General features: G+C 61.5%; 16 protein-coding genes. All 16 read right to left on the bottom strand.

Annotated elements, in window-relative coordinates; translation table 11 throughout:
- Positions 1–78: 78 nt before the first annotated feature.
- The gene (gene kdsA / locus J3P89_RS05615; RefSeq protein ID WP_041022908.1) at positions 79–924 is read right to left on the bottom strand and encodes a 3-deoxy-8-phosphooctulonate synthase; all 846 of its coding nucleotides are present in this window, start codon (positions 922–924) and stop codon (positions 79–81) included.
- A 4-nt stretch (positions 925–928) separates the two neighbouring features.
- Positions 929–2,560: a CTP synthase gene (locus tag J3P89_RS05610; RefSeq protein WP_434572132.1), complete on the bottom strand. Its 1,632-nt coding sequence runs from the start codon at positions 2,558–2,560 to the stop codon at positions 929–931.
- A gap of 274 nt (positions 2,561–2,834) precedes the next feature.
- Positions 2,835–4,160 (bottom strand): tRNA lysidine(34) synthetase TilS, encoded by a 1,326-nt coding sequence (gene tilS, locus J3P89_RS05605; RefSeq protein ID WP_434696930.1) that lies wholly within the window; start codon positions 4,158–4,160, stop codon positions 2,835–2,837.
- A 133-nt stretch (positions 4,161–4,293) separates the two neighbouring features.
- Positions 4,294–5,241, bottom strand: coding sequence for an acetyl-CoA carboxylase carboxyltransferase subunit alpha (locus tag J3P89_RS05600; protein ID WP_434696929.1), 948 nt, complete (start codon positions 5,239–5,241; stop codon positions 4,294–4,296).
- Between the two features lie 149 nt (positions 5,242–5,390).
- Positions 5,391–8,912 (bottom strand): DNA polymerase III subunit alpha, encoded by a 3,522-nt coding sequence (gene dnaE, locus J3P89_RS05595; protein WP_305499098.1) that lies wholly within the window; start codon positions 8,910–8,912, stop codon positions 5,391–5,393.
- A 190-nt stretch (positions 8,913–9,102) separates the two neighbouring features.
- Complete coding sequence (gene rnhB / locus J3P89_RS05590; protein ID WP_434697950.1) at positions 9,103–9,741, bottom strand: ribonuclease HII; 639 nt, start codon at positions 9,739–9,741, stop codon at positions 9,103–9,105.
- 11 nt (positions 9,742–9,752) lie between these two features.
- Positions 9,753–10,883, bottom strand: a complete 1,131-nt coding sequence (gene lpxB, locus J3P89_RS05585) for a lipid-A-disaccharide synthase (RefSeq protein WP_434696928.1) — start codon at positions 10,881–10,883, stop codon at positions 9,753–9,755.
- A 2-nt stretch (positions 10,884–10,885) separates the two neighbouring features.
- Positions 10,886–11,662 (bottom strand): acyl-ACP--UDP-N-acetylglucosamine O-acyltransferase, encoded by a 777-nt coding sequence (lpxA, locus tag J3P89_RS05580; protein ID WP_434572124.1) that lies wholly within the window; start codon positions 11,660–11,662, stop codon positions 10,886–10,888.
- Complete coding sequence (gene fabZ / locus J3P89_RS05575; protein ID WP_008154051.1) at positions 11,659–12,099, bottom strand: 3-hydroxyacyl-ACP dehydratase FabZ; 441 nt, start codon at positions 12,097–12,099, stop codon at positions 11,659–11,661. Before fabZ ends, lpxA begins: the two co-directional genes overlap by 4 nt.
- Before the next feature lie 111 nt (positions 12,100–12,210).
- Positions 12,211–13,266, bottom strand: coding sequence for a UDP-3-O-(3-hydroxymyristoyl)glucosamine N-acyltransferase (gene lpxD / locus J3P89_RS05570; RefSeq protein WP_434696927.1), 1,056 nt, complete (start codon positions 13,264–13,266; stop codon positions 12,211–12,213).
- Positions 13,267–13,269: 3 nt separating this feature from the next.
- Entirely contained in the window at positions 13,270–13,773 is a 504-nt protein-coding gene (locus J3P89_RS05565; protein ID WP_003184901.1) for an OmpH family outer membrane protein, read from the bottom strand.
- 45 nt (positions 13,774–13,818) lie between these two features.
- Positions 13,819–16,206, bottom strand: a complete 2,388-nt coding sequence (bamA, locus tag J3P89_RS05560; RefSeq protein WP_434628705.1) for an outer membrane protein assembly factor BamA — start codon at positions 16,204–16,206, stop codon at positions 13,819–13,821.
- Positions 16,207–16,280: 74 nt separating this feature from the next.
- On the bottom strand, positions 16,281–17,633 hold the full coding sequence (rseP, locus tag J3P89_RS05555) for an RIP metalloprotease RseP (protein WP_434572117.1): 1,353 nt from the start codon (positions 17,631–17,633) through the stop codon (positions 16,281–16,283).
- A gap of 52 nt (positions 17,634–17,685) precedes the next feature.
- Complete coding sequence (gene ispC, locus J3P89_RS05550) at positions 17,686–18,876, bottom strand: 1-deoxy-D-xylulose-5-phosphate reductoisomerase (RefSeq protein ID WP_434628703.1); 1,191 nt, start codon at positions 18,874–18,876, stop codon at positions 17,686–17,688.
- A complete protein-coding gene (locus J3P89_RS05545; RefSeq protein ID WP_434696926.1) occupies positions 18,873–19,679 on the bottom strand; it encodes a phosphatidate cytidylyltransferase in 807 nt (268 codons plus the stop codon). The genes ispC and J3P89_RS05545 overlap by 4 nt, the downstream gene beginning before the upstream one ends.
- Positions 19,679–20,434: a polyprenyl diphosphate synthase gene (uppS, locus tag J3P89_RS05540; RefSeq protein ID WP_305499090.1), complete on the bottom strand. Its 756-nt coding sequence runs from the start codon at positions 20,432–20,434 to the stop codon at positions 19,679–19,681. Before uppS ends, J3P89_RS05545 begins: the two co-directional genes overlap by 1 nt.
- Between the last annotated feature and the right edge of the window lie 6 nt (positions 20,435–20,440).

The raw sequence follows: 20,440 nt of genomic DNA, 5'->3' as shown, positions 1-20,440 counted from the left end.
GGGCAGGTTCGCCGACGATAACGCCCGGCCCGCAGGCCAGAGCGTTTATCGAGCGGTACTTTACCGGAGAAAGCCGTGTTACGCGGTTTCTATCGTCGGAAAACCCTTGACCAGCTCGTCCAGCGCCTTGAGCTGAGACAGGAAAGGTTCCAGCTTGTTCAAGCGCAGGGCACAAGGGCCGTCGCACTTGGCGTTGTCCGGATCAGGGTGGGCTTCGAGGAACAGGCCCGCCAAGGACTGGCTCATGCCGGCCTTGGCCAGGTCGGTTACCTGGGCGCGACGACCGCCGGCGGAATCGGACCGACCACCGGGCATCTGCAGCGCATGAGTGACGTCGAAGAATACCGGGTACTCGAACTGCTTCATGATGCCGAAGCCGAGCATGTCTACCACCAGGTTGTTGTAGCCGAAGCTCGAACCGCGCTCGCAGAGGATCAGTTGATCGTTGCCGGCCTCTTCGCACTTGCTCAGGATGTGTTTCATTTCCTGAGGCGCGAGGAACTGGGCTTTCTTGATGTTGATCACCGCGCCGGTCTTGGCCATCGCGACCACGAGATCGGTCTGGCGCGACAGGAAGGCCGGCAGCTGGATGATGTCACAGACCTCGGCGACAACCGCGGCCTGGTCAGGCTCGTGCACGTCGGTGATGATCGGCACGCCGAACGCTTGCTTGATGTCCTGGAAGATCCGCATGCCCTCTTCCAGGCCCGGACCACGGTAGGACGTCACGGATGAGCGGTTGGCCTTGTCGAAGCTGGCCTTGAACACGTAAGGGATGCCCAGCTTCTGGGTGACCTTGACGTATTCCTCACAGACCTGCATTGCCATGTCGCGGCTTTCAAGCACGTTCATGCCGCCGAACAGCACCATGGGTTTGTCGTTGGCAATCTCGATGTCGCCGACGCGGATGATCTTCTGGGCCATGGTCTTATGCCTTCTTCTGGTGTTGAGCCAAAGCGGCTTTCACGAAACCGCTGAACAACGGATGACCGTCACGCGGTGTCGAGGTGAACTCCGGGTGGAACTGGCAAGCGACGAACCACGGGTGATCCGCGGCCTCGACCACTTCAACCAACGCACCGTCACCGGAGCGGCCGGAGATTTTCAGGCCGGCTTCGATCAGTTGTGGCAGCAGGTTGTTGTTGACTTCATAGCGGTGGCGGTGACGCTCGACGATCACGTCCTTGGCGTAGCAATCGTGCACCTTGGAGCCAGCTTCAAGCAGGCATTCCTGGGCACCGAGGCGCATGGTACCGCCCAGATCGGAAGTTTCGGTACGCACTTCGACCGAGCCGGTGGCGTCTTCCCACTCAGTGATCAGGCCCACGACCGGGTGGCCGCTGGCGCGATCGAATTCGGTGGAGTTGGCGTCCTTCCAGCCCATCACATTACGCGCGAACTCGATGACGGCCACTTGCATGCCCAGGCAGATACCCAGGTAAGGCACCTTGTTCTCGCGAGCGTATTGCACCGCGGTGATCTTGCCTTCCACGCCCCGCAGGCCAAAGCCGCCCGGCACGAGGATCGCATCGGCGCCTTCGAGCAGGCCGGTGCCCTGGTTCTCGATATCTTCGGAATCGATGTAGCGCAGGTTGACCTTGGTGCGGTTGCTGATGCCGGCATGACTCATCGCCTCGATCAGCGACTTGTAAGCGTCCAGCAGCTCCATGTACTTGCCGACCATGGCGATGGTGACTTCGTGCTCCGGGTTCAGCTTGGCATCGACCACCGCGTCCCATTCGGACAGGTCGGCACTGGCGCATTGCAGGCCGAAGCGCTCGACGACGAAGTCATCCAGGCCCTGGGAATGCAGGATGCCGGGGATCTTGTAGATGGTGTCGGCGTCTTCCAGGCCGATCACCGCACGCTCTTCGACGTTGGTGAACTGGGCGATCTTGCGGCGCGAGGAAATATCGATCGGGTGGTCTGAGCGGCAGATCAGCACGTCCGGCTGCAGGCCGATGGAGCGCAGCTCCTTGACCGAGTGCTGGGTCGGCTTGGTCTTGGTTTCACCGGCGGTAGCGATGTAGGGAACCAGTGTCAGGTGCATCAGCATCGCGCGCTTGGCGCCGATTTCGAAACGCAGCTGGCGGATGGCCTCGAGGAACGGCTGGGATTCGATGTCGCCCACGGTACCGCCGATCTCGACCATCGCCACGTCGGCGTCGCCGGCACCCTTGATGATGCGGCGCTTGATTTCGTCGGTGATGTGCGGAATGACCTGGATGGTCGCGCCCAGGTAGTCACCCCGACGCTCCTTGCGCAACACGTGCTCGTAGACACGGCCGGTGGTGAAGTTGTTGTTCTGGGTCATGGTCGTGCGGATGAACCGCTCGTAGTGGCCCAGGTCCAGGTCGGTCTCGGCGCCGTCGTGGGTGACGAACACTTCACCGTGCTGGAACGGGCTCATGGTGCCCGGGTCGACATTGATGTACGGGTCCAGCTTGAGCATGGTGACCTTAAGTCCCCGCGCCTCCAGGATGGCCGCCAATGAAGCCGAGGCAATGCCTTTCCCCAATGAAGAAACAACACCGCCCGTGACGAATATGTAGCGCGTCATGAAAAACCCTAGAAGTCTGCGTTAAAGCGGTCCGAGCCGCCGGGGAGAGCGAAGGAAGGCCGAAGCCCCCGATCACCTGCATTAATCACAGTGCACCTTTCAAAAAAACCGCCGCGTCGGGACAGACCGGAGGTGAAATCACCGGTACGTTGCTCGCTACACATTTTTTGGAATCGCCCAGCAAAGACTGCTTGGTAATCGGCAACTCCTGCAATTCAGGCGAATCCACAGAAGTTGTATCAAGAAGGGAGCGTAGTCTACCGGAAAGCCCCTTTCAGCTCAAACCCAGATCTTGGCTTCCTGGCGTCCAGATCAATTGCCAGCTGCCATCAACCTGCGCGTCGAGCCCGGCCAGATTGGCCACCGCCAATAATTGTTCACCTTGATAAAGCAGCGGCAATCGACCGCGGACGAACGCCGGCAGGCCGCTTTCATTGAGCAGGCGCTTGAGATCACGGTGACCACGGCCGGGAACGTCAAGCACTTCGCCGCCTTGGCGATAACGAATACAGAGTGGGCCGACAGGGCCCTTGCCGCGCAGGATCACCCTGCCGTTATCGGGCAATGACAGGGGCTGATCAACCCGTTCCCAGGCTACGGAGCCCGAGACCGGGCGCAGCCAGTGGTCGGATAACCACCAGACTCTTGCGCCGGCCCGGTGCAGTTCGCCGCCGGCCAGTCGCCAGATCGGGCGGGCGTCCTCTTGCGCGTCACGCAGTGAGTCCCAGCCGACCCAATGATCGCTGTCGGGAAGGGTCGTAAGCGGCGCCAGCCAATGACTCAGCGCATTGCGCTGGCGAGCCGGCGAGAGGGCCCGCAATGGCGCCAGTTCAAGCGACTGCAGCCCGAGCCAGTCGAATGCGCCCGGGATGCGGGCGCGGTGCAGATCAAGCTGCGCCAGCTCGTCCAGCAAGCCCTGGGCCTCGCTCAAATGCGCGGCGCTGCGGGCCAGGGTCAACGACGCTTGGGGCCACTGCGCGGACAACAGCGGGAAGACCCGCTGGCGCAGATAATTGCGCGCGTACCGGAGATCGTTGTTGGAGGGATCCTCGATCCAGTCCAGGCCTTGCTCCGCCGCGTAGTTTTCCAACTCTGCCCGGGACACGTCGAGCAATGGCCGCAACAAATGCCCCTGGCCCAGGGCTCGCTGCCGGGGCATCGCCGCCAAGCCCCTCGCCCCTGCCCCGCGCAGCAAACGAAACAACAGGGTTTCTGCCTGATCATCACGATGCTGGCCAGTGAGCAACACTTCGTTGCCCTGCGTCGCGGCAATGAACGCCGCATACCGCGCGTCACGGGCGGCTCGTTCGATGCTGGCGCCGGGGCGGACTTGCACACTGACCACCTCCAGAGCCACGCCAAGGGCTGCGCAAACCCGATGACAATGTTCAGGCCAGGCATCGGCCACAGCCTGGAGGCCATGATGGACGTGGATGGCGCTCAGCGCAGGCAACGAATGGTTTTTCGAAAGGGTCGCGAGCAGATGCAACAGGACAGTGGAATCGAGGCCACCGGAGAAAGCGATGCGCCAGGTGGCGGCGTTGCGCCAGGGGGATAGTTGGGTGAGGAGCCGGGTTGGCAGATCCGCGCTGGAGTTCATAGGAGTCAGCCTGGGCACAAACAATTGTGGGAGCGAGCTTGCTCGCGATGGCGGTATATCAGTCAACTCATCTGTTGAATGTTAAACCGCCATCGCGAGCAAGCTCGCTCCCACACAGGGTACAGCGCTTGAGTCAGAGACCGTAGCTCATCAACCGCTCGTAGCGACGCGCCAGCAGCGCGTCGTTATCGAAGTTCTTGAGCATCGACAGCTGGGAGCTCAGCTCCGCGCGAATCAGCGCTGCGGCCGCGGCCGGGTCGCGATGGGCGCCGCCCACTGGCTCGTTGATCACCTTGTCGACGATACCCAGGCCCTTCAGGCGTTCGGCGGTGATACCCATGGCTTCTGCGGCGTCCGGCGCCTTCTCGGCGGTTTTCCACAGGATCGAGGCGCAGCCTTCCGGCGAGATCACCGCGTAGGTGGAATATTGCAGCATGTTCAATTGGTCGCAGACGCCGATGGCCAACGCCCCGCCGGAACCGCCCTCGCCGATCACGGTAGCGATGATCGGGGTCTTCAGGCGAGCCATCACGCGCAGGTTCCAGGCAATCGCCTCGCTCTGGTTGCGCTCTTCGGCGTCGATACCCGGGTAGGCGCCCGGCGTGTCGATGAACGTCAGGATCGGCATCTTGAAGCGCTCGGCCATTTCCATCAGGCGGCAGGCCTTGCGGTAGCCTTCCGGACGCGGCATGCCGAAGTTGCGGCGTACTTTCTCGCGCACTTCGCGGCCTTTCTGGTGGCCGATAATCATCACCGGCTGGTCATCCAGACGGGCGACACCGCCGACGATCGCGGCGTCATCGGAGAAGTGACGGTCGCCGTGAAGCTCATCGAACTCGGTGAAGATGTGTTCAATGTAGTCCAAGGTGTAGGGACGACGCGGATGCCGCGCCAGACGCGCGATCTGCCAGCTGGTCAGCTTGCCGAAGATGTCTTCGGTCAGCGTGCGGCTTTTGTCCTGCAGCCGAGAGATTTCATCGCCGATATTCAGCGAATTGTCGTTACCGACCAAGCGCAACTCTTCGATCTTGGCTTGAAGGTCGGCGATCGGCTGTTCGAAATCTAGAAAATTCGGGTTCATAGGCGTCCGTCTTGGGTCGACGACCAAGTGAGCTTGGGCCGGCCGGTTGTCTATTCGCGCCTACCTTAAGGGAGAGGCGCGTTCAGGTCGAGATTAAAAATTCGAGTCGAGGTCAGGGGCGCTCCAGGTTCAGGAGTGGCCCCTGGCCGTCAACGGTATTGGAGGAAGACGTTGTCTTTGCCGAACTGGTCACGCAAGGCTTGAATCAACGCATCCGCCGGGTCGATCCGCCAGCCCTCGCCGAACTGCAGCACGGCCTTGGCATCGGGGCGCACGTATTCCATAGTGATCGGGCACGCACCACGGTGGCGCTTGAACAACTCGCCCAACCAGCGTAGCTGATCGCCCTTGAGGTCTTGGGTCTGCAACTTCAGGCGCAGGCTCTCGGCCAGGTTGGTACGGGCATCCTCCATGCTCATCACCCGCTTGACCCGCAGCCGCAGGCCACCGGAGAAGTCGTCGTTGCTGACCTCGCCTTCCACCACAACCATTGCATCGGTCTGCAACAGCGACTGCGCCGAATGGAACGCATCGGCAAACAACGACGCTTCGATACGCCCGGAGCGGTCGTCGAGGGTGATGAAGCCCATCTTGTCGCCCTTTTTGTTCTTCATTACCCGCAGGGCGATGATCATGCCGGCGACGGTTTGCGTATCGCGAGCGGGCTTGAGGTCGATGATGCGCTGGCGAGCGAAGCGGCGGATTTCGCCCTCGTATTCGTCGATCGGGTGGCCGGTCAGGTACAGGCCCAAGGTATCTTTCTCGCCCTTGAGGCGCTCCTTGAGGGTCAGCTCCTTGGCCTTGCGATGGTTGGCATACACATCGGCGTCTTCCTCGACAAACAGCCCGCCAAACAGGTCGGCGTGGCCGCTGTCGTGGGTACGGGCGGTCTGCTCAGCAGCCTTGATCGCCTCCTCCATCGCCGCCAGCAACACCGCGCGGTTGCGGTCGATGTTGGCCTGGTAGGCCTTGGGCTCATCCTGGAAGTACGGGCCCAAGCGGTCCAGCGCGCCACTGCGGATCAGCCCGTCGAGGGTGCGCTTGTTGATGCGCTTGAGGTCGACCCGCGCGCAAAAATCGAACAGGTCCTTGAACGGCCCGTCCTGGCGCGCTTCGGTGATCGCCTCCACCGGACCCTCGCCCACGCCCTTGATCGCGCCAAGACCGTAGATGATGCGGCCTTCGTCGTTGACCGTGAATTTGAACTCCGAAGCGTTCACATCCGGCGCGTCGAGGCGCAGCTTCATGGTCCGCACTTCTTCGATCAAGGTCACGACCTTGTCGGTGTTGTGCATGTCCGCCGAGAGTACCGCGGCCATGAACGGCGCCGGGTAGTGCGCCTTCAGCCACGCGGTCTGGTACGAAACCAGGCCATAGGCGGCGGAGTGGGATTTGTTGAAGCCGTAGCCGGCGAACTTTTCCACCAGGTCGAAGATGTTGCCCGCCAGGTCCGCATCGATGCCGTTGTTCGCACAACCCTCGATGAAACCCCCGCGTTGCTTGGCCATCTCCTCGGGCTTTTTCTTACCCATGGCTCGACGCAGCATGTCCGCGCCGCCGAGGGTATAACCGGCCATCACCTGGGCGATCTGCATCACCTGTTCCTGATACAGGATGATGCCGTAGGTCGGCGCCAGCACCGGCTTGAGGCCGTCATACTGGTAGTCGGGGTGCGGGTACGCCAGCTCGGCGCGCCCGTGCTTGCGGTTGATGAAGTCATCGACCATGCCCGATTGCAGAGGGCCCGGACGGAACAGGGCCACCAGTGCGATCAGGTCTTCGAGGCAGTCGGGCTTGAGCTTCTTGATCAGCTCCTTCATGCCGCGCGATTCAAGCTGGAACACCGCGGTGGTTTCGGCTTTTTGCAACAGGCTGTAGGTCGGCTTGTCGTCCAGCGGAATAAACGCGATGTCCAGCGGCTCTTCGCCGACCTTGGCCCGGTCGCGGTTGATGGTCTTGAGCGCCCAATCGATGATCGTCAGGGTCCGCAGGCCGAGGAAGTCGAACTTCACCAGGCCGGCCGCCTCGACGTCATCCTTGTCGAACTGGGTCACCAGGCCGTCGCCCTCTTCGTCGCAATAGATCGGCGAAAAGTCAGTCAGTTTGGTCGGCGCGATCACCACGCCACCGGCGTGCTTGCCGACGTTACGCACCACGCCTTCGAGCTTGCGCGCCATCTCCCAGATTTCCGCCGCTTCCTCATCGACCTTGATGAAATCGCGCAGGATCTCTTCCTGCTCGTAGGCTTTTTCCAGGGTCATGCCGACTTCGAAGGGGATCATCTTCGACAGGCGATCCGCCAGGCCGTAGGACTTGCCCTGCACCCGCGCCACGTCACGCACCACCGCCTTGGCGGCCATGGAACCGAAGGTGATGATCTGGCTTACCGCGTTGCGGCCGTACTTCTCGGCGACGTAATCGATCACCCGGTCGCGACCGTCCATGCAGAAGTCGACGTCGAAGTCGGGCATGGAGACCCGTTCCGGGTTGAGGAAACGTTCGAACAGCAGGTCATATTCCAGCGGGTCGAGGTCGGTGATCTTCTGCACATAGGCCACCAGCGACCCGGCACCCGACCCCCGCCCTGGGCCGACGGGCACGCCGTTGCTCTTGGCCCACTGGATAAAATCCATCACGATCAGGAAGTAACCGGGGAAGCCCATCTGGATGATGATATCCAGCTCGAAATTCAGCCGGTCGACATAGACCTGGCGCTTGGCTTCGTAATCTTCGGTGGTGTCCTTGGGCAGCAGGACCTTGAGGCGCTCGTCCAGGCCGTCGAACGACACCTTGCGAAAATACTCATCGATGGTCATGCCATCGGGAATCGGGAAGTTGGGCAGGAAGTGCTTGCCCAGCTTCACTTCGATGTTGCAGCGCTTGGCAATCTCGACGGTGTTTTCCAGCGCTTCGGGCAGGTCGCTGAACAGCTCCGCCATCTCCTCGGCGCTCTTGAGGTACTGCTGGTCGCTGTAGTTCTTTGACCGACGAGGATCATCAAGGGCCCGCCCCTCACCGATGCAGACACGGGTTTCGTGGGCTTCGAAATCTTCCTGCTTGATGAACCGCACGTCGTTGGTCGCCACCAGCGGCGCGCCCAGCTTGTCGGCCAGGGCCACGGCGGCGTGCAGGTGCTCTTCGTCATTCGGACGGTTGGTGCGTTGCACCTCGATATAGAAGCGGTCCGGGAACACCGTCATCCAGTCGCGAGCCAGTTGCTCGGCTTCCTCGGTGTTGTCGCTGAGCAGGGCCAGGCCGATCTCACCTTCCTTGGCCGCCGACAGCATGATCAGGCCTTCGCTCGCCTCGGCCACCCACTCGCGCTCGATGATGATCGAGCCATTGCGCTGGCCCTCGATAAAGCCGCGGGAAATCAGCTCGGTGAGGTTGCGGTAGCCGACGGCGTTCATCACCAGCAGGCTGATACGGCTCAGCGGCGCATCCGGGTCCTTGTTCGCCAGCCACAGGTCGGCACCGCAGATCGGCTTGATCCCGGCGCCCATGGCGTTCTTGTAGAACTTGACCAGCGAACACATGTTGTTCTGGTCGGTAACGGCCACGGCAGGCATGTTCATGCCGACCAGGGTCTTGACCAATGGCTTGATCCGCACCAGGCCGTCGACCAGGGAATATTCAGTGTGCAGGCGTAGATGAACGAATGAAGCCGGCATAGTGATCCTGCGTTAAGTCATGAAAACAACAAGGCCCGGATTGTACCGGGCCTTGGGTAAAACATCAGCCAGCAACCGCGCTGTCCACTCGAACCCGTGGCGAGGGAGCTTGCTCCCGCTGGGCTGCGCAGCAGCCCCTTCTTATGGGCGCTTCGCACCCAAGCGGGAGCAGCTCCCTCGCCACGATGAATCAGGTGAACCCCTCGCTTTCGATCAACCCATCACGGGCTTCATAAGCCAGCCGCACCGGGGCGAACGAGCGCCGGTGGATGGGCGTCGGCCCGAGGCGCGCCAAGGCCTCCAGATGAACGGGGGTCGGATAGCCCTTGTGGCTGCCGATGCCATAGCCCGGGTAAATCAATTCGAACGCGGCCATTTCCCGGTCGCGGCTGACCTTGGCCAGGATCGAGGCCGCTGCGATAGCCGGCACCTTGCCGTCGCCCTGGATGACCGCTTCAGCGCGCATCGACAGCTGGGGGCAACGGTTGCCGTCGATCATCGCCAGCTTCGGCGTGACGTGCAGGCCGTGTACCGCCCGCTGCATCGCCAGCATGGTGGCATGCAGGATGTTCAACTCGTCGATCTCTTCGACCTCGGCCCGGGCAATGCACCAGCTCAAGGCTTTTTCGCAGATCTCGTCGTAGAGTTTTTCACGCCGGGCCTCGGTGAGCTTCTTGGAGTCATCGAGCCCCAGGATCGGCCGCTTCGGATCGAGGATCACCGCCGCCGTCACCACCGCACCGCACAACGGGCCACGGCCCACCTCATCAACACCCGCGACCAACTCTTCGACTTCGGCGACCAGGTTGAAATCCAGGCCCATCTGCAGCTTCACGTTGCTCATCGTCTGGCGCCGATCAAGGTCAGTACCGCGTCTGCTGCCTGGTTGGAAGCATCGCGACGCAAGGTACGGTGGATTTCGTCAAAACCCCGGGTCTGTTCCTCGCCGCCATCGATCAACGGCAAAAGCGTGCTGGCCAGGGACTCGGCGGTCGCGTCATCCTGCAGCAGTTCAGGCACCAGCAGGCGCTGGGCCAGCAGGTTCGGCAGGGAAACGTAAGGGCTCTTGACCATGCGCTTGAGAATCCAGAACGTCAACGGCGCCAGGCGATAGGCAACCACCATCGGGCGCTTGTACAACAATGCCTCAAGGGTAGCAGTGCCGGAGGCAATCAACACGGCATCGCAGGCCGCCAGCGCTTGATGGGATTGGCCGTCAAGCAGCGTGACCGACAAATCGCGATCGGCCAGGAGCGCTTCGAGCTGGACCCGCCGCTGTGGACTGGCGCACGGCAAGATGAATCGTACGTCCGGACGCATCGCCCGCAGACGCTCGGCGGCGTCGAAGAACAGCCCGCCCAGGCGACTCACTTCGCCGCCTCGGCTACCGGGCATCAACGCCACCAGCGGGCCCGCGGCCAGGCCCAGCGCCTGGCGAGCCGCCTCGCGGTCCGCCTCCAGGGGAATGGTGTCGGCCAGGGTGTGACCGACAAATCGCACGGGCACGCCTTTTTCTTCGTAGAACCGGGCTTCGAACGGCAGCAGCGTGAGCATCAGGTCGCAGCCCTCGCGGATCTTCAACACGCGCTTCTGTCGCCAGGCCCAGACCGACGGGCTGACGTAATGCACGGTCTTGATCCCTGCCTGGCGCAGCTTGAGTTCGATATTGAGGGTGAAATCCGGCGCATCGATACCGATGAACACATCCGGTTTTTCTTCGATCAGCGTCTGGATCAGCTTCTTGCGCCGGGCCAGCAGCTCACGCAAGCGGCCGAGCACTTCCACCAGCCCCATCACCGACAGGCGCTCCATCGGGAAGTAGGACACCAGTCCCTCGGCTTCCATCAATGGCCCACCCACCCCGATGAACTCGACCGCCGGGTGCTGCGCCTTGAGCGCGAGCATCAGGCCGGCGCCCAGGATGTCACCGGAAGCTTCGCCCGCCACCAGTGCGATACGCAGGTTCGCCATGATCAGCGGGTGATGCCGCGGGTCGAAGACAGGATGGAATCGCGGAATATTGCGACTTCCGGAAACTGTGCCGCTGCCTCGGCCAGTTCGGCGAGCGCCTGCTCGACCGTCAGGCCCTGGCGATACACAACCTTGTAGGCGCGACGCAGGGCAGTTATGGCCTCTTCGCTGAAACCACGCCGACGCATGCCTTCGAAGTTCATGCTGCGAGCCTCGGCCGGATTGCCGAACACGGTGACGTAGGCAGGGACGTCCTTGCCGATGGCGGTGCCCATGCCGGAGAAGCTATGGGCGCCAATGTGGCAATACTGATGGACCAGGGTGAAACCGGACAGGATCGCCCAGTCGTCCACGTGCACATGTCCGGCCAACGCGGTGTTGTTGACCAGGATGCAATGGTTGCCGATGACACTGTCGTGGCCGATGTGGGCATAGGCCATGATCAGGTTATGGTCGCCCAGCGTCGTTTCGGAACGGTCCTGGACGGTGCCACGGTGAATCGTCACGCCTTCGCGGATCACGTTGTGATCGCCAATCACCAGGCGGGTTTCTTCACCTTTGTACTTGAGGTCGGGCGTGTCCTCGCCTACCGATGAGAACTGGTAGATGCGGTTGTGCCGGCCGATCCGGGTCGGCCCCTTGAGGATCACATGGGGCCCGATCACCGTGCCCTCGCCGATTTCCACACCTGCGCCGATGATCGACCAAGGGCCAACCTCGACATCGGCGGCCAGTACGGCCGTCGGATCGATGATTGCGCGAGGGTCAATCAAACTCATAGCTTGCGTTCCGCACAGATGATTTCAGCGGAGCAGACCGGCTTGCCATCGACCGAAGCCTGACATTCGAATTTCCAGATCTGGCGCTTGCAACTGATGAACCTGGCTTCGAGGATCAACTGATCGCCCGGAGTGACCGGCTGGCGGAAGCGCAGCTTGTCCGAGCCAACAAAGTAGTAAAGCGTACCGTCGGCAGGCTTCACGTCGAGCATTTTGAAACCAAGGATCCCGGCAGCCTGAGCCATCGCCTCGATGATCAATACGCCCGGCATGATTGGATGCGCGGGGAAGTGACCATTGAAGAAGGGTTCGTTGATGCTGACATTCTTGTAGGCGCGAATGCGCTTGCCTTCAACATCCAGGTCCACGACCCGATCCACCAGCAGGAACGGGTAACGGTGAGGCAGGTATTCGCGAATCTCGTTGATGTCCATCATTTCGGGGGGAAGCCTATGTAAAGATTGGGAGCGCACGATTGACGCGCACCCCGCTAGCAAATCAAGGAGGCCAGGGCCTAGCGGCTGTGCACACTTGATATGGAAATGGTATCAGCCATCTGATGAAGCATTACCGCCAGGGGTCACGTCCCCTACACGCTTTTCCACCTGCTTGAGGCGCCGCGCGATGTCGTCGAGCTGGCGGATACGCGCCGCGCTCTTGCGCCACTCGGCTGCCGGTTGCATGGCTGTGCCGGAAGAATAGGCACCTGGCTCGGTAATCGAGTGGGTCACCATGGTCATTCCGGTCAGGAACACGTTGTCACAGATATCGATATGGCCCACCAGGCCCACGCCACCGGCCAGCATGCAGTGCTTGCCGATTTTGGTACTGCCGGAGATGCCCACGCAGGCGGCCATGGCGGTGTGGTCACCGACCTGGACGTTGTGGGCGATCTGGATCTGGTTGTCGAGTTTGACGCCATTGCCAATGACCGTATCGGCCAGCGCGCCACGGTCGATGGCGGTGTTGACGCCGATCTCCACGTCATCGCCGACGGTTACGCCACCGATCTGGGCAATCTTTTGCCAGACGCCTTTCTCATTGGCAAAACCGAAGCCTTCGCCACCGAGCACTGCGCCAGACTGGATCACTACCCGCTTGCCGATGCGCACATCGTGATACAGCGTCACCCGGGGCGCCAGCCAGCCACCTTCGCCAATCTCGCAGCGCGCGCCGATGAAGCAATGGGCGCCCAGCGTCACACCGGCGCCAATCCGGGCCCCGCTTTCAATCACGACAAACGGGCCAACGCTGGCCGAGGGATCCACCACGGCGTCCGCTGCGATCACTGCAGTCGGGTGAATACCGGCAGCCGACTTGGGCTTGGGATCGAACAGATGGGAAATCCGCGCATACGCAAGGTAGGGGTCGGCCACGATCAGCGAATCACCGGCAAACCCTTCGGCATCACCGGCCTTGAGCAACAGCGCGGCAGCCCGGCTATCAGCCAGGTATTTGCGGTATTGAGGATTTGCCAGGAAGCTCAACTGAGCTGGGCCAGCCTCTTGCAAAGTGGCTAGCCCAGTGATGACCTTCTCCGGGTCGCCACGCAGGGTGGCGCCGAGGAACTCGGCCAACTGGCCGAGCTTGATAGTCGCTGTCATGGATTACTTCAGCTGATTCATGCGCTCGATAACCTGGCGCGTGATGTCGTACTGAGGCTTGACATCAATCACTGCACCACGCTCGAACACCAGGTCAAAACCACCCTTCTTGATGACTTCTTCCACAGCGCTGTCGAGTTTCGGCTTGAGCTGCTTGAGCATTTCGCGGTCGGCAACGGCTTTCGCTTCGTTCAGTTCCTTGGACTGGAACTGGAAATCGCGGGCCTTTTGCTTGAATTCAAGCTCAAGGCGCTCGCGCTCACCCTGGGCCATTTTGTCGCCACCGGCCACCAGACGATCCTGGATACCCTTGGCGCTGCTTTCCAGGCCTTTGAGCTTGGTCAGTTGCGGGCCGAATTTTTTCTCGGCGTCCACAGCGTATTTCTTCGCCGCGTCGGATTCCAGCAGGGCCATCTGATAGTTCAGGACGGCGATCTTCATGTCGGCAAAAGCCGGACCTGCGACCAGTACGGTCGCCAGGAGAACCAATTGAGTCAACTTACGCACGATGTACTCCTACAAAATCCATTGTCGTTATCTTGGGTCAGACGCTTAGAACGTCTGACCGAGGGAGAATTGGAAAACCTGGGTTTCAGCGTCATCCGGTTTCTTGATCGGCATCGCCAACGCGAAGCTCAACGGGCCCAGCGCGGTGACCCAGGTCACGCCGACGCCGACGGAGCTGGCGAGGTTGCTCAGGCTGATGTCGTTGCACTCTGCGTTGGATGACGTGCCATTGTTGTTAGTAGGCTTATCGCAGCTGGAGTCGAATACGTTACCCACGTCCCAGAATACCGAGGTACGCAGGGAGCGCTGATCCTTGACGAACGGCATCGGGAACAGGAGTTCGGCACCGCCCTGGATCAGGACGTTACCACCGAACGGCAGTGGATCCTGGTCCGGATCCCGGATGGTCCCCTGGTTGCCAGTGACAGCTGCACCTCGGCTCGGGGTACTGCGCGGGCCCAGGGTGCTGTCCTTGAAGCCACGCACCGAGTTGAAACCACCGGCGTAGTAGTTCTCGTAGAACGGCAGGCCGTCGGTCGAACCGTAGCCATCGCCATAACCCAGCTCGGTGTGCAGGCGCATGGTGTAGTTGTCAGACAGCGGCTGGAACAGCTGGCCGCGGTAGTCGAGCTTGAAGAACGACAGGTCGCTGCCAGGCGTGGTGGTTTCCAGGACCAAGCTCTGGGAACGGCCACGGGTCGCCAACACACCCTTGTTCAGGGTCGACTCGGACCAACCAACAGACGCCTTGAAGTTCAGGTACTTGTCGCCCTCTTTCTCGACGAAATCGAAAATTTCGTCAACGGTATAGCGGCCAGTGCTGATCTCGTCCTGCTGGGCGGTGAGGCCGAAGGTCAGGCGCGACGTTTCGCTGATCGGATAGCCGATGTTGACGCCGGCACCCAGGCTGTCCACCGCATAGCTGGAGATGTCAGAGTCGAGCTCGTCGTAGTCGGTGGTGCGATAGAAGGCGTTGTAGCCCAGGCTCACACCGTCGGCAGTCCAGTAGGGGTCCACGTAACCGAAGTTGTAGCGGGTCTGGTACTCGCTGCGGGTCAGGCCCACGCTGACGCGGTTACCGGTACCGAGGAAGTTGTTCTGGGTGATCGAACCACCCAGGATCAGGCCCGCGCTCTGGGCGAAACCGACACTGGCGGTGATCGAACCGGAGGCTTGTTCCTCGACGCTGTAGTTCACATCCACCTGGTCATCGACGCCCGGTACGGCCGGGGTCTCGACGTTGACTTCCTTGAAGAAGCCCAGGCGCTCCAGGCGGGTCTTGGACTGGTCGATCAGGTAGGTCGACGCCCAGCCACCTTCCATCTGGCGCATTTCGCGACGCAGCACTTCGTCCTCGGACTTGGTGTTGCCACGGAAGTTGATGCGGTTGACGTAGGCACGCTTGCCGGGGTCCACGCCGAACGTGATGTCGACGGTATGGTCTTCATCGTGCGGTTGTGGCACGCCGTTCACGTTGGCGAAGGTGTAACCCTCGTTACCCAGGCGGCGAGTGATCAGCTCGGACGTGGTGGTCATCAGCTTGCGCGAGAACACCTGCCCCTTCTGCACCAGCAACAGCGATTTGACCTGGTCTTCCGGAACTTTCAGGTCACCACTGAGCTTGACGTCACGAACGGTGTACTTCTCGCCTTCGTTGACGTTGACAGTGATGTAGACGTGCTTCTTGTCCGGGGTGATGGACACCTGGGTCGAAGCAATGTCCATGTTGATGTAGCCACGGTCCAGGTAGTAGGAACGCAGGCGCTCCAGGTCACCGGAGAGTTTTTCACGAGCGTACTTGTCGTCGTTCTTGAAGAACGACAGCCAGTTGGTGGTCTTGAGTTCGAACAGGTCGATCAGGTCTTCATCCGGGAACACCGTGTTGCCGACCACGTTGATGTGCTGGATGGCGGCGACGGTGCCTTCGTTGATGTTGACCTTCAGGCCGACGCGGTTGCGCGGCTGCGGCACGACTTCGGTGTCGACAGTCGCCGAATAACGGCCCTGGGCAACGTATTGGCGTTGCAGCTCGTTACGGACGCCTTCGAGGGTCGCGCGCTGGAAGATCTCGCCTTCGGCCAGGCCGGATTGCTTGAGGCCTTTCATCAGGTCTTCAGTAGAGATCGCCTTGTTGCCTTCGATCTCGATACTGGCAACCGATGGGCGCTCGACGACCGTGATGACCAGGACATTGCCGTCGCGGCCCAGCTGGATATCTTGAAAGAAGCCGGTCTTGAACAGCGCACGAGTGGATTCCACCAGGCGCCGATCATCCGCCTGCTCGCCGACGTTCAACGGCAAGGCACCAAAGACGCTACCCGCGGAAACCCGCTGGAGGCCGTTGACGCGAATATCAGAGATAGTGAAGGACTCGGCGTGAACTTCGGCGATCATCAATACGGTGAGAACCGCAGTTAGCAGCAGACGTTTCATGAAGTCCTTTCTTATTCCAACTGGCAATAAACAAACTGCCGCAAAATGCGGCAGATTCGCAATTCAGCGAAGCGTTACAGACGACCCAGATCGTTGACCAGAGCAAGCAACATCACCCCGACCACCAAGCTGATACCGATCTGTATCCCCCAACCTTGCACCCGATCCGACAAGGGACGACCACGCGCCCACTCGATCAGATAAAACAGCAGATGCCCCCCATCCAGTACCGGAATGGGCAGCAAATTCAGAACCCCCAGGCTAATGCTCAGATAAGCAAGGAAATTCAGGAAATCAGCGACGCCCGACTGGGCAGAAGCGCCCGCCACTTTAGCAATGGTTATCGGTCCACTCAAGTTTTTTACCGAGAGCTCGCCGAACAACATTTTCTTCAGCGAGTCCAGGGTCAGGACACTCATGGTCCAGGTACGACGCGCACCCTCGCCAATCGCCTCAAGAGGGCCGAAGCTGACCTCGCGGATCATTTCCGGCGGCCACTCGACCGCCTTGACGCCCGCCCCCAGGTAACCGGTCGGCGCCTTGCTTTCGCCACGGGCGGCCAGAGTCACCGGGACGTCGATTGAAGCACCGTCGCGTTCGACGCGCAGCAGGATTTTGGTATCAGGACGTACACGAACCGAATCAACCACCTGTTGCCAGTCATTCACCGACTGGCCATCGAATGCCAGCAATCGGTCGCCGGTTTTCAGACCTGCGGCGTGAGCCGGGCCTTTCGGATCGAGCTCGGCCAGCACAGGCGGCAGCGCCGGACGCCATGGGCGGATCCCCAGGGAACGGATCGGATCCGGCTCGTCGGCGCCCTTGAGCCAGTTGTCGAGAATCAGCTCTCGCGGCGAATCCGCCGTCGAGCCCTGCTCGCGCACCAGCAATTGCAGCGAGCCACTTTCGCCCAGGCGGCGCACCAACTGCAGGTTGACCGCCGCCCAGCCCGAGGTGGGTTCACCATCGATGGCGACAATTTCCTGGCCTGCGCCCAACCCGGCCCGAGCCGCCACGCTGCCGGCCTCTACCGCACCGATGACCGGGCGCACCTGCTCGCTGCCGAGCATTGCCAAAGCCCAGAAAAACACCAGGGCCAACAGGAAATTGGCGATCGGGCCCGCCGCCACGATAGCGATACGCTGACGAACGGTCTTGCGATTGAAAGATTGGTCAAGCTGATCGACAGGCACTTCGCCTTCGCGCTCATCGAGCATCTTGACGTAGCCGCCCAGCGGGATGGCCGCGACGACGAACTCGGTGCCCTGCTTGTCGTGCCAGCGCAGCAAAGGCATGCCGAAGCCAACGGAAAAACGCAGAACCTTGACGCCACAGCGACGCGCGACCCAGAAATGGCCGAATTCGTGAAAAGTGACCAGCACCCCCAGCGCAACCAGGGTGCCGACAATCATATAGAGCGCGCTCATCTGTTTTCTCCACAATCCTGCCCGGGACAACCCTGGCTAAGGTACCGCAGTCTCAACGCCCGTGGCGCTTCAACCAATGGCCCGCCAGCTCACGAGCCCTGGCGTCGACGGTAAATACCGCATCGAGATCATCAAGCGAAACCACGGCCTCGAGATTCAAGACCTCCTCGATGATACTCGCGATCTCGAGGTAACGGACACGCCCATCGAGAAACGCTGCGACCGCCACTTCGTTGGCCGCGTTAAGCATGGCCGGGGCACTGTCGCCGGCCTCGGCCGCCTGCCGAGCCAGGCGCAGGCAAGGAAACCGCTGCTCATCGGGCGCCTGGAAATCCAGACGGGCGATGGCAAACAGGTCCAGCGGCGCCACCCCCGAATCGATCCGCTCCGGCCAGGCCAGCGCATTGGCGATCGGCGTACGCATGTCCGGGTTCCCCAGCTGGGCGAGGACCGAACCATCGACATAATCCACCAGGGAGTGGATCACGCTTTGTGGATGGATCACCACCTCGACCTGGGACGGCCGGGCATCGAACAGCCAGCAGGCCTCGATCAGCTCCAGCCCCTTGTTCATCATGCTGGCGGAGTCCACGGAAATCTTGCGTCCCATGGACCAGTTCGGGTGGGCGCAAGCCTGCTCGGGCGAAACATGCACCAATTCTTCCAGGGGTGTCTGCCGGAATGGGCCGCCAGACGCTGTCAGAAGAATCCGCCGAACGCCGACCGCCCCCAGGCCGCGGGAAAAATCCTGCGGCATGCATTGGAAAATCGCATTGTGTTCGCTGTCGATGGGCAGCAGTACCGAGCCGCTTTTGCGCACCGCCTGCATGAACAGTGCACCGGACATCACCAGCGCTTCCTTGTTCGCCAGCAGGATTTTCTTGCCAGCCTCCACCGCCGCCAGCGTCGGACGCAAGCCAGCCGCCCCTACGATTGCCGCCATCACGGCGTCGACTTCAGGGTCGGAAGCCACCTGGCAAAGGCCCTCCTCCCCCACCAGCACACGGGTTTGCAGGCCAGCGGCGCGCAGGTCGTCCTGCAGCGCCCGCGCCACATCGGCATGTGGCACCACGGCAAAGCGCGGCGTGTGGCGGATGCACAGCGCCAGCAGCTCGCTCAGACGGGTGAAGCCACTGAGAGCGAATACCTGATAGCGCTCCGGATGGCGACCGATGACATCAAGGGTACTCAGTCCGATGGAGCCCGTGGCCCCCAGAACGGTAATCTGCTGAGGACGACTCACGGTGCCGCCATCCACAACAGCACGGCGAAGATCGGGATTGCGGCGGTCAGGCTGTCGATACGGTCCAGTACACCACCGTGGCCCGGCAGCAGGTTACTGCTGTCCTTGACCCCGGACTGACGCTTGAACATGCTTTCGGTCAGGTCACCGACGACCGATACGAAAACCACCAGGGCCGCGCCGAACAGGCCCATCAGCAATTGCGCGACGGTCCAGTCCCGCACAAAACCGACCACAGCGGTGATGACCAGGCTCAGGGCCAGGCCACCATAGACACCTTCCCAGCTTTTGCCCGGACTGACTTTCGGCGCCAGCTTGCGCTTGCCAAAGGCACGACCGGAGAAATAGGCGCCAACGTCAGCCCCCCAGACCAGCACCATCACCGCCATGATCTGCCAGTTACCCAGTGCGCCCTGCTTGATCCAGATCAGCCCTTGCCAGGCCGGCAGCAGGATCAACAGGCCGATCATCAGCTTGGTCGCGGCATTGGCCCAGTGGTGCGTAGTGCGTGGATAGGTCAGCACCAGGAAGGTTGCCGTCGCCCACCACAGCACTGCCGCCCCCAGCACCCACGGCGCGATGCCAGGCACCAGGTACATGATGAACAGCATGACGGCGACCACTGCCGCGTAGATCATGCGCGCCGACTGCGCAACAAAACCTGCCAGCCGCGCCCATTCCCAGGCGCCCAGCGTCACGACCAGGCCGATGAACAGGGCGAAGCCGGCTCCTTCAAGCAGGAAAAAGCCAGCCAAGGCGATAGGCAACAGGATCAGGGCGGTGATGATTCGTTGTTTGAGCATTAAACCCGGGCTCCAGCTTCGATCTGCTCGCTCGTTTTACCGAAACGACGCTGACGGGAAGCGAAATCGGCCAGCGCAGTGCGCATGGCTTCGTGTTTGAAGTCCGGCCAGAACAGGTCGGAGAAGTACAGCTCGGCGTAAGCCAGCTGCCAGAGCAGGAAATTGCTGATGCGATGTTCGCCACCGGTGCGGATGCACAGATCCGGCAACGGCAGGTCGCCGGTTGCCAGGCAGGTTTGCAACAGCTCGGGCGTGATGTCTTCGGGCCGCAGGTGACCGGCCTGGACTTCCCGCGCCAGGCGCTGGGCCGCCTGGGCGATATCCCACTGACCGCCGTAATTGGCGGCAATCTGCAGCACGAACCGATCGGCGCCAGCCGTGGCGGTCTCGGCTTCGCGCATCGCAGCCTGCAGTTCCGGGTGAAAGCGCGAGCGATCACCGATGATCCGCAGACTGATCCTGTTCTCGTCGAGCCGCTTGGCTTCACGCCGCAACGCCTTGAGGAACAGGTCCATCAAGGCGCTGACCTCATCGGCCGGACGCTGCCAGTTTTCGCTGGAAAACGCGAACAAGGTGAGCACCTCGACCCCGGCCTCGGCACACACCTCAATGACCGCCCGAACCGCGTCGACCCCGGCTTTATGCCCGGCAACACCGGGCATAAAGCGCTTCTTGGCCCAGCGGTTATTGCCGTCCATGATGATCGCCACATGGCGCGGTACCGCGAACGGCACGGCCTGCTTGGTCTTATCCATGAAAAC

It is taken from the genome of Pseudomonas sp. Z1-14, from assembly GCF_051132005.1.
Taxonomy (GTDB): domain Bacteria; phylum Pseudomonadota; class Gammaproteobacteria; order Pseudomonadales; family Pseudomonadaceae; genus Aquipseudomonas.
Note: the sequence above shows the minus strand (reverse complement) of the source record. Positions and strands in the feature narration are given on the sequence as shown.

Excerpts from the sequence above, each read along its gene's own strand:
- lpxA (WP_434572124.1), bottom strand. The coding sequence starts at position 11,662 with ATGAGTTTGATTGACCCTCGCGCAATCATCGATCCGACGGCCGTACTG.
- J3P89_RS05610 (WP_434572132.1), bottom strand. The coding sequence starts at position 2,560 with ATGACGCGCTACATATTCGTCACGGGCGGTGTTGTTTCTTCATTGGGG.
- uppS (WP_305499090.1), bottom strand. The coding sequence starts at position 20,434 with ATGGATAAGACCAAGCAGGCCGTGCCGTTCGCGGTACCGCGCCATGTG.
- kdsA (WP_041022908.1), bottom strand. The coding sequence starts at position 924 with ATGGCCCAGAAGATCATCCGCGTCGGCGACATCGAGATTGCCAACGAC.
- fabZ (WP_008154051.1), bottom strand. The coding sequence starts at position 12,099 with ATGATGGACATCAACGAGATTCGCGAATACCTGCCTCACCGTTACCCG.
- lpxB (WP_434696928.1), bottom strand. The coding sequence starts at position 10,883 with ATGGCGAACCTGCGTATCGCACTGGTGGCGGGCGAAGCTTCCGGTGAC.
- J3P89_RS05600 (WP_434696929.1), bottom strand. The coding sequence starts at position 5,241 with ATGAACCCGAATTTTCTAGATTTCGAACAGCCGATCGCCGACCTTCAA.
- lpxD (WP_434696927.1), bottom strand. The coding sequence starts at position 13,266 with ATGACAGCGACTATCAAGCTCGGCCAGTTGGCCGAGTTCCTCGGCGCC.
- dnaE (WP_305499098.1), bottom strand. The coding sequence starts at position 8,912 with ATGCCGGCTTCATTCGTTCATCTACGCCTGCACACTGAATATTCCCTG.
- J3P89_RS05545 (WP_434696926.1), bottom strand. The coding sequence starts at position 19,679 with ATGCTCAAACAACGAATCATCACCGCCCTGATCCTGTTGCCTATCGCC.
- bamA (WP_434628705.1), bottom strand. The coding sequence starts at position 16,206 with ATGAAACGTCTGCTGCTAACTGCGGTTCTCACCGTATTGATGATCGCC.
- tilS (WP_434696930.1), bottom strand. The coding sequence starts at position 4,160 with ATGAACTCCAGCGCGGATCTGCCAACCCGGCTCCTCACCCAACTATCC.
- rseP (WP_434572117.1), bottom strand. The coding sequence starts at position 17,633 with ATGAGCGCGCTCTATATGATTGTCGGCACCCTGGTTGCGCTGGGGGTG.